Source organism: Gillisia marina (genome assembly GCF_000258765.1).
Taxonomy (GTDB): domain Bacteria; phylum Bacteroidota; class Bacteroidia; order Flavobacteriales; family Flavobacteriaceae; genus Gillisia; species Gillisia marina.
On the sequence record NZ_AJLT01000055.1, the window covers coordinates 1 to 9371 of the forward strand.

Sequence of the window (9371 nt, forward strand, 5' to 3'; positions counted from 1 at the left end):
AAAAAGTGGCTGCTTTTGAAGATATTTTCTTGCCATTTTCGCACACTATTTCACCCTTAGAAAACATCGAAATAAGATGCTTAAAAACGTCTTCCTTTTTGGTGATTAATGCATTGCTATTAGCCCTTGAAACCAGACTGAAATCCGGGTTATAATTTCGATCTGCAAAGGCTTCAAATTTGACAAAAATCTTTCCTCTTGCCAGCTTAGAAATTACTGAATTTTCCGGTGCATAAAGTGCTAAATTCAACTCAGATTCTAAGATCGCATCCAATACAATTTGGGCTACTTTTTCATCTTTTGCGGCATCATTATAAAGCGCACCGTGAGGTTTAAAATGAGTTAATTTTTCTCCTTGATTTACAACTATTTCATGTAGCGAAAAAAGCTGTTCTTGGATAGATTTTTTGAGATCAGTTTCTGAAATTTTCAAAGATCGTCTGCCAAAATTTTCTATATCCGGATAAGAAGGATGTGCCCCAATCTCCACATTATTTTCCATGGCTAACTTTACAGTTTTCAGCATCGTTGTAGCATTTCCTGCATGACCACCACAGGCAATATTACAAGCCGAGATATGTGGCATTAATAGCGCATCATATTTCCCGCCCTCCCCTAGATCGCAGTTAATATGAATTGTTTTCATTAAAAATAGCTTTAGAAATTTTGAAGTACTGAGTAAATAGATTTTGCTCCCAGGAATATAGAAATTACAATAATTATAATTCCGAAGATATTTTGGAACAGCGTATTCTTATATTTTCCCATTACAGAAGTTTTATTAACGATCCAGAACAGAAATATCGCAATAATAGGTAATAGTAAACCATTGGCGATTTGCGCGAAGCGAATAATCTCTATTGGACTAAACTTTAGGGAAGAGAACAAGACCCCTAAACTTAGAATACTTATCCAAACGGCTCTAAATTTAATCGATTTCATTCCATGCTCCCAACCAAAGCATCCTTTAACCACGTAAGCAGCCGCTAAAGGCGCTGTGATTGCAGAAGTGATTCCGGCTGCCAGCAATCCTATTGCTATAAACCAAGTGGCATATTGACCAAATAATGGATTAAGACCTACTGCCAGATCTGCAGCAGATGAAACATCTGTTAAGTTTGGAGCAGCAGCACATATCACAATAGCCATAGAAACAATTCCACCTAAAATAATAGCGGCTGTAAGTTCTTTTCTTGCTGTTTTAATTTTTGAAGGACTCTTCCATTTCTCACTTACCAAAGAAGCGTGTAAAAACAAATTATATGGCACTACAGTGGTTCCTACAAGCGCAATTACAGTCAAAATACCATCGGTTCCCATCCTTGGCACAAACATTCCTTCTAAAATAGCTGAAAAATCAGGTTGAGTAAGAAAGGCCGTTACTACAAAAGATATACTCATTAAAACAACCAAGCCAATAAAAACGCGTTCCAAAACCTTGTAGTTACCAATATAGAGCAAAACAAATGCGATTGCACCAATCAAAACGCTCCATAAATTTAAGCTAAAGTTAGAATCTATTTGAATTTCCAAGGGAGACATTACTGCCGTTATTCCCAATACGGCTCCGGTAATATTTCCGGCTTCGTAGGCTGCGTTTCCAATAACTATTGCAGAAAGCACTAATGCCAAAGCAAAGCCTCTAAGAATTGGGTTTTGAATTTCGTTTCTTATGCTTTCACTGAGACCTGCTTTGGATACCAGACCTAATCTCGCGGCCATTTCCTGAAGAACAATACAGGATATTATCGATAATAAAAGTGCCCATAATAAGGCAAATTGAAAGTTAACTCCGGCAAGTGTACATACGGTAACAGTTCCCGGGCCAATAAATGCGGCCGATACCAATACTCCTGGACCTACATTTTTAAACCAGTTTCTCACTTTTGAACCTTAGATTCCTGTAAGGCGTAAAGTGCAAAACTAGCTAACCAGTGGCCACCTTCGTAACTATCGCCAACTAAATTAGGAAGTGATTTTGAAACATGATTATCTGCTACTGCTCTTAAATGAGAATACTTGTCAGGATATTCATTGGCAATTCCATATAACACCCATGCTCTGCTAAAATTAAGTCCATCTAAGTGTACTAGCTTTCCATCGGTTCTATCGGATACTTTCCCTACAGCCATATCAAAATCTGTATTCATCAACTCAGGCATAAAGTCTTTAATCCATAAAGGAAAAGCCGCTTTTGGCAGAACTTTTCGCATAATATCTATTTCCTGTAAACAAGGAGACAGAAAATCAAAGCCACTAGGCTCCCAAGTTACCGGGCAATTATCATCCTTTAAATAAAATTCTTTCGCTCTTTTATCTATTAAGCTCATAAATTTTTCATCCTTAACCGCTTCAGCATAATCGTACGCAAAACTCAAAGCAAATGCGGTATTGGTATGCTCTCCCACTCGTATAGGATATATTAACTTCGGAAGAAATTCAGTAAAATTAGCAACCATAAGATCAGATAACGGCTTTAAATTTCCAGCCAACTCCTCTCCCAGATCAGAATCCCAGGTTTGAAGCTCCTGAGAAAGTTTAAGTAACCATGCCCAGCCATAAGTACGCTCATAATCCTTATTGTTCTCCGATTTAAAATAGGCAACTTCTTTTGCAATGTTTTCTTTAGATAATGATGCTTCTAACTTTGCCTTGATCTCATCTGCTTTTTCCAACTTAGGAAATTGTTTTAACAATTTCACCAAGGTCCACTGTGCATGAACCGCAGAATGCCAATCGAAACAACCATAAAATGCAGGATGCAATTCCTTTGGCGATTTAAGATCTTGTTTTCCGCCTAAGGTTTGACCTAATTTATTTGGATATTCTGTATTAATACAAGCCAGTGGCAATGCAGCAAGATTATTTGCTTGTTCTAAGTTAAGTTCAATACTCTCTGTCCCTAAGATGGAATCAATAGAAATATTGACATCCGAAATACTATCAGATTCCACATTTTTATTTATTTCAGCTTGATTTCGCTCATCTCCTTTACACCCTATCAAAAAGATAAGAAAAAGGCCCAATAGTGTAATTTTTGTTTTCAAGTAGGTGTGTCTTTAAGTATATTTCTCAAATGTATTAAAATCTTATGTAAGCGATAGTTATGTGGGAAAAATTTAACCTAACCAGCCTTCTCTATCCAAACTTCTGTATTGAATTGCTTCGGAAATATGACTTCCTTGAATATGTTCACTTTCAGAAAGGTCTGCAATGGTGCGGGAAACTTTAAGGATTCTATCATAGGCTCTTGCTGAAAGATTTAAACGTTCCATAGCAACTTTCAACAATTCTTTTGAAGAATCTTCTAGTTTGCAATATTTAGAAATTTGTTTCACACTCATTTGCGCGTTGTAATGAACATTTTCATTTTCTTTGAAACGTTCTGTCTGAAGTTGCCTCGCACTCGTCACTCTTTTTCTAATATCCACACTTTTTTCTCCAGAGCGCTCCTCGCTTAATTTTTCGAATGGCACCGGAGTAACCTCTATATGTATATCTATTCTGTCCAGCAATGGTCCGCTAATTTTACTTAAATATCGCTGCATTTCTCCCGGAGAGGAAGACATAGGGGAATCCGGATCGTTAAAAAAACCACTGGGACTGGGATTCATACTTGCTACAAGCATAAAACTGGAAGGATAGGTCACCGTGAATTTTGCTCTCGAAATTGTTACTTCCCTATCTTCCAAAGGTTGGCGCATTACTTCTAGAACTCCACGTTTAAACTCTGGCAATTCATCCAGAAATAACACTCCGTTATGAGATAAAGAAATCTCCCCGGGTTGTGGATAGGCTCCTCCCCCGACAAGGGCGACGTCCGAAATTGTATGATGAGGGCTTCTAAATGGCCGTTGAGACATCAACCCAACATGATTATTCACCTTTCCCACTACACTGTGGATCTTAGTGGTTTCTAATGCTTCATGCAAAGTCATTGGAGGCAAAATACTAGGCAATCTTTTGGCCAACATGGTTTTCCCTGCTCCCGGCGGACCAATAAGAATGATATTATGACCGCCAGCAGCCGCAATCTCCATGCATCGTTTTATGCTCTCCTGACCTTTCACATCTGCAAAATCATGCTCTAAATGATCGAGATTATTATAGAATTCCTGTCTAGTATCTATAATTGTACGCTCTAGCGGAGTTCCCTTATCGAAATAATTTATAACCTCCAAAATATTGGAAACGCCATACACTTCCAAACCGCTAACAATAGCTGCTTCTTTCACATTTTGAATTGGCAGAATAAATCCTTTATATCCTTCCTCTTTTGCCTTAATAGCTATAGGCAAGGCACCTTTTATAGGCTGTAAACTTCCGTCTAAAGAAAGTTCTCCCATAATTAGAAAGTCTCCAATATTCTCTGCTTTAATTTGATTGGATGCTGCAAGAATGCCAAGCGCTAAAGTAAGATCGTAAGCTGAGCCTTCCTTACGAAGGTCGGCTGGAGCCATGTTAATAGTAATCTTTTTGCCGGGAAATTTAAAAGAATTGTTCTGTAGAGCTGCTGCAATTCGAAAACTGCTTTCTTTAATAGCATTGTCTGGAAGTCCAACCAAATGGTAGCCAATGCCCGTAGCTACATTTACTTCTACTGTAATTGTGGTAGCTTCCACTCCAAAAACAGCACTACCATAAACCTTTACCAGCATCTAATTATCATTTTAATCGAGAATCCCAGTTAAAGCTCATCCCAAAGGAATGGGCGAACCCATGTGTTATGTCTCGATAATTATCAAGTGAAAAACAATTACCACATTTGTCATCCTGAGCCTGTCCAAGGATCTCAGTAAGCTATATTCCCTGTTTTTTAAGATTCCTACTCTCGTTGGAATTAAAATATAGGCCCTGGGAAAATTGCCCAGCCGATTATGCGGTTTAAGCTTTCAATCAGAAGATTAAATGTAATAAAAATTTATGGTAGATTGACTGTTAGTTATTTAGCACATTTTTTCTGTAATGTTCTATTAGTGCATCTATAGGTCTGCGGATAATATTTCCTATTTCAAGATTATAAGGTTGCGCAACGCCCTAATAATATCCTGACTAAAAAAAGCAATACTTCCTATAAAATGAATGGGTACCGTTTGCGCCTGTTTAAAGGAAAGCACACGGGTGTGCATAAATTCCTTTAATCCTTCATGAACCAATTTATAAAAATATCCATTTCGTTCATTGGTAAAAATGAATTCAGCAAAGGAAGCTAAATAAGTATTTGGATTTTCTTTCTTGTAAAGGTTCTTTTTAATCTCATCGCTATTCAAATTGAAATCTACTTCAAATTTAGCAGAGATATCCGGTGGCATTCGTTTATAATAATAATCACGAATCAATCTTTTTCCGAAGTAATTCCCACTGGCTTCATCCATAAGAACATATCCTAAAGATTCCACCGCCATATACACATCTTTGCCGTCAAAATAACAGCTATTAGAACCTGTTCCCAAAATACAAACGATTCCGGGCTCGGTGGTGGCGGCATATGCTGCAGCAACCATATCTTCCTTCACCAACACTTCTGAAGCATTGGTGAAAAAATTAGTAATGATATCCTGTAATAATTTTCTTGGGATTTCTGTGCCACAACCCGCACCGTAAAAATGAACTTTTTCAATTTGATCTCTAACTTCAAGGAGATCAGAATTCTCTTCAATTCGTTGTTCCAACATCGCTTCGGGAAAAACTGCCGGATTTAAACCTTTTGTACGAGTTTGAAAAACCTTTTCCCCTTTGCCATTCAGAAGAATCCAGTCACATTTGGTGGAACCACCATCAGCAATTAATATCATTTTTATTTTTTATATGATAAAATAAGCCATTTATTTCCAACTTATCTGGCAAATAAATGACTATTTATTATTTATAAGGAAGCTACATGCGATACAAGTTCAATAATTTTAGCAGAATATGCATACTCATTATCGTACCAAGCAACCAATTTGAAGAAATTATCATTCAATGCAATCCCAGCTTCGGCATCGAAATTACAAGTGTACGGGTTTGAAACGAAATCCTGAGAAACAACCATTTCATCTGTATAAGAAATCACTCCTTTATACGCTCCTTCTGAAGCTTTTTTGAATGCTGCCTTCACTTCTTCTATAGTTACAGACTTTTCTGTTCTAACCGTAAGATCTACAACCGAAACATCTGCCGTAGGTACTCTAAAAGCCATTCCTGTTAATTTACCTTTTAATTCCGGTATCACTTTAGTTACTGCCACTGCTGCACCTGTGGAAGTTGGAATAATATTATTTAAAGCACTTCTACCCAATCTATAATTTTTCTTGTCTGGAGCATCAACCGTAGATTGTGAAGCTGTGGCTGCATGAATTGTGGTCATTAATCCTTCTACCAATCCAAATTCATCATTTACCAATTTAGCCATAGGCGCTAAACAGTTGGTTGTACAAGATGCATTAGATACAATAGTATCTGTAGCTTTCACATCTTTATGGTTTACACCCATCACAAACATTGGGACATCTTTTGAAGGTGCCGAAATAACCACTTTTTTAGCTCCTCCTCTAATATGACCTTGAGCGCTTTCTAAAGTGGTAAAAATTCCAGTACAGTCTATTACGATTTCCGCATTGGCTTCATCCCATTTTAAATTTTCAGGATTGCGTTCTGCAGTAACTCTAATTTTATTTCCATTTACTACAAGGTTTCCATCTTTCACCTCTATAGTACCGTCAAATTTTCCATGAACTGAGTCATACTCCAATAAGTACGCTAAATGATCTATATCTAAAAGGTCATTTACTGCCACAACTTCTACTGCATCGTTCAATACTGCATTTCTAAATGCTATTCTTCCTATTCGGCCAAAGCCGTTAATTCCTATTTTAGTACTCATAATTTTTGTTTTCTATTTTTATACTGAAGTAATATCAGCCACTCTTCTTAAATTCTTATCGTATTTAGCACCATTCTTAATGGCTGTTTCCAATGGTACAGAAACTACTTTTTGATGATGGATACCCACCATAATGGTTCGTTCTCCATTTATAAGTGCATCTACTGCACCAATACCAAGCTTACTTGCCAACACCCGGTCGTAACAACTTGGAGATCCTCCCCGTTGTATATGACCTAAAACAGAGACTCTAATCTCATAATCTTCCAGGTGACCTTCTATATATTCGGCAAGTTCAAAAATATTCTTTCCGCTTTTGTCTCCTTCAGCAACAACAATAATGCTTGAAGTTTTTCCAGATTTACGGCTCTTTTTAAGTGATTCCACTAAACGTTCAATTCCTCTATCTTCTTCAGGAATTAAAATCTCTTCTGCTCCTGCTCCAATCCCACTATTTAATGCAATATCTCCAGCATCTCTCCCCATCACTTCTACAAGAAACAATCTATTATGAGAACTGGCGGTATCACGAATCTTATCGATTGCTTCTACCACTGTATTTAAAGCGGTATCGTACCCAATAGTATAATCTGTGCCATTAATATCATTATCTATGGTAGCCGGAATTCCAATTACGGGGAAATCGTGTTCCTCATTAAAGATAAGCGCACCGGTAAAAGTTCCATCTCCACCAATAACCACCAATGCATCAATCTCGGCATTCTTTAAGTTGTCATAAGCCTTTTTTCTTCCTTCTGTCGTTCTAAATTCTTTAGACCTTGCAGATTTTAGGAAGGTGCCACCACGACTAATTATATTTCGAACAGATCTGGCATTTAGGGCTTCAAAATCACTTTCTATTAAGCCTTCATATCCTCTATAAATTCCAACACATTCTATTTCTTGAAAGGCACAACCTCTAACAACCGCGCGGATTGCGGCATTCATTCCTGGGGCATCTCCTCCAGAAGTTAGCACTCCTATTTTCTTTATTTTTCCTTGCATTAGCGTAAATCTATCTGATTTGTTCCTTATATCCTAATCTGTCCTTTTACTAAAACGTTTTCGGTTAATAACTCATAAAAAAAGCCTCATAAATGAGGCTTTTTCAACAATTTGGTAAAAAGACTTAGTTGTTTATCAATATTTTGTATTCCCAAGGTTTAAATTCCATTTTCATGTCCTTCTTAAGATCTAGTTCTCCGGAAGTCATATAATCCTGAAATTTTCCATCTAATTCCATATTGAAATTTACCGATGATTTACTAAGATTTGCAATGTAGATCACCATATCGTCTCCACTTCCTCTTGAGAAAGCCAAAACATGATCATCTTTAGATGTCTTTAATCTCTTGTAGTCTGCCGCATTTTTACCTCCTGCAAGTGCTTCATTATTATTCTTAAGCTCTCCTAACTTTACAAGCACAGGCCATACTTTTCCTTTAGTTTTCGGAATGCTGTCTTTTTCGAAAAACAACAATCTGTGATCTAAGTCATATTCCTGTCCACTATAAATCAAAGGCATTCCGGGTAAGCTATAAGATAATGCCAACATCGCTTCTGCAGCCTCGCCCATTCTTTCTTTTACAGTACCATTCCAAGAATTCTCGTCGTGATTGGTCACGAAATTCATCAAGAAATCGTCTTTTTGGTAAAGCGTATCGATCTTCGTCATATAACTATCCCAGTCTTTTACACCTTTTTCGCCTTTGGCAATTTCATTCATAATATGATGTCCTTCCCAGTTGTAACCCATATCGAAAGAATTATGGAAAAGATCTTTCTTTTCAGATTCAGCCAACATAAATACGGGCTTCACTTCTTTAATCGCTTTTGTAGATTGATCCCAGAACTCAGTTGGCACTTCTCCTGCAACATCCGCTCTAAATCCATCCACATCATGATTCTCTACCCAATATTTCATATCGTTGGTCATCGCTGTCCAAAGTTCTTTATTATCGTAGTTTAAATCTGCAGTATCTGTCCAACCCCAAGATTCTCCAGTTTCCGGGTTTAAAGGATCTACAATTTCTCCTTTTTCATTCTGAGTGTAATATTCCGGATGCTCTGTAATCCATGCGTGATCCCAACCTGTATGGTTAGCAACCCAGTCCAAAATTACGAACATGCCATTTTCATGCGCAACATCCACCATCTTCTGAAAATCTTCGATCGTACCAAACTCAGGGTTCACTTTTGTGTAGTCTGAAACCGCATAATAACTCCCTAAATATTTTTCACGCTCTTTTTCATCTTCAATTTCGCTAACCATTTTTCCACCCGTTGCTTTTCTGTTTTTTACAGAAATTGGATAGATCGGCATTACCCAAATAACTTTTACTCCCAATTCTTTTAGCTGAGGGATATCCTGAGTAAACGCATTGAATGTTCCTTCAGGAGAATATTGACGAATATTCGCTTCATAGATTACTCCGTTTTCCAAATCGGCATCGGAAATGGCAAATGATTTTTCTTCAGATTCTTCCTGAGTTACTTCAGTCTTTTT

The 9371-nt window shown here is 37.4% G+C and carries 7 protein-coding genes and 1 pseudogene; all 8 read right to left on the reverse strand.

The window, feature by feature from the left end; all coding sequences use genetic code 11:
* Positions 1-646, reverse strand: a 646-nt coding sequence (locus ON07_RS12400) for a LamB/YcsF family protein (RefSeq protein ID WP_010231992.1), incomplete at its 3' end; no start/stop codon positions are given.
* Between the two features lie 11 nt (positions 647-657).
* Positions 658-1884 carry an Nramp family divalent metal transporter gene (locus ON07_RS12405; RefSeq protein WP_010231994.1) on the reverse strand — a complete coding sequence of 409 codons (1227 nt, stop codon included), beginning with the start codon at positions 1882-1884 and terminating at the stop codon, positions 658-660.
* Positions 1881-3026 carry a DUF2891 domain-containing protein gene (locus ON07_RS12410; protein ID WP_010231996.1) on the reverse strand — a complete coding sequence of 382 codons (1146 nt, stop codon included), beginning with the start codon at positions 3024-3026 and terminating at the stop codon, positions 1881-1883. The genes ON07_RS12405 and ON07_RS12410 overlap by 4 nt, the downstream gene beginning before the upstream one ends.
* A 93-nt stretch (positions 3027-3119) precedes the next feature.
* On the reverse strand, positions 3120-4658 hold the full coding sequence (locus tag ON07_RS12415; protein ID WP_010231998.1) for a YifB family Mg chelatase-like AAA ATPase: 1539 nt from the start codon (positions 4656-4658) through the stop codon (positions 3120-3122).
* 280 nt (positions 4659-4938) lie between these two features.
* Positions 4939-5795: pseudogene (locus tag ON07_RS15505) on the reverse strand (N-acetylglucosamine kinase).
* A 71-nt stretch (positions 5796-5866) separates the two neighbouring features.
* A complete protein-coding gene (gene gap / locus ON07_RS12425) occupies positions 5867-6865 on the reverse strand; it encodes a type I glyceraldehyde-3-phosphate dehydrogenase (protein WP_010232002.1) in 999 nt (332 codons plus the stop codon).
* 18 nt (positions 6866-6883) lie between these two features.
* The gene (gene pfkA, locus ON07_RS12430) at positions 6884-7870 is read right to left on the reverse strand and encodes a 6-phosphofructokinase (protein WP_010232004.1); all 987 of its coding nucleotides are present in this window, start codon (positions 7868-7870) and stop codon (positions 6884-6886) included.
* Between the two features lie 124 nt (positions 7871-7994).
* Positions 7995-9371 (reverse strand): alpha-amylase family glycosyl hydrolase (locus ON07_RS12435; RefSeq protein WP_010232006.1); only part of this gene is annotated, 1377 nt, incomplete at its 5' end.

What these genes read in the sequence shown, in the direction of transcription:
- ON07_RS12415 (WP_010231998.1), bottom strand. Translation starts at nt 4,658, where the DNA reads ATGCTGGTAAAGGTTTATGGTAGTGCTGTTTTTGGAGTGGAAGCTACC.
- gap (WP_010232002.1), bottom strand. Translation starts at nt 6,865, where the DNA reads ATGAGTACTAAAATAGGAATTAACGGCTTTGGCCGAATAGGAAGAATA.
- pfkA (WP_010232004.1), bottom strand. Translation starts at nt 7,870, where the DNA reads ATGCAAGGAAAAATAAAGAAAATAGGAGTGCTAACTTCTGGAGGAGAT.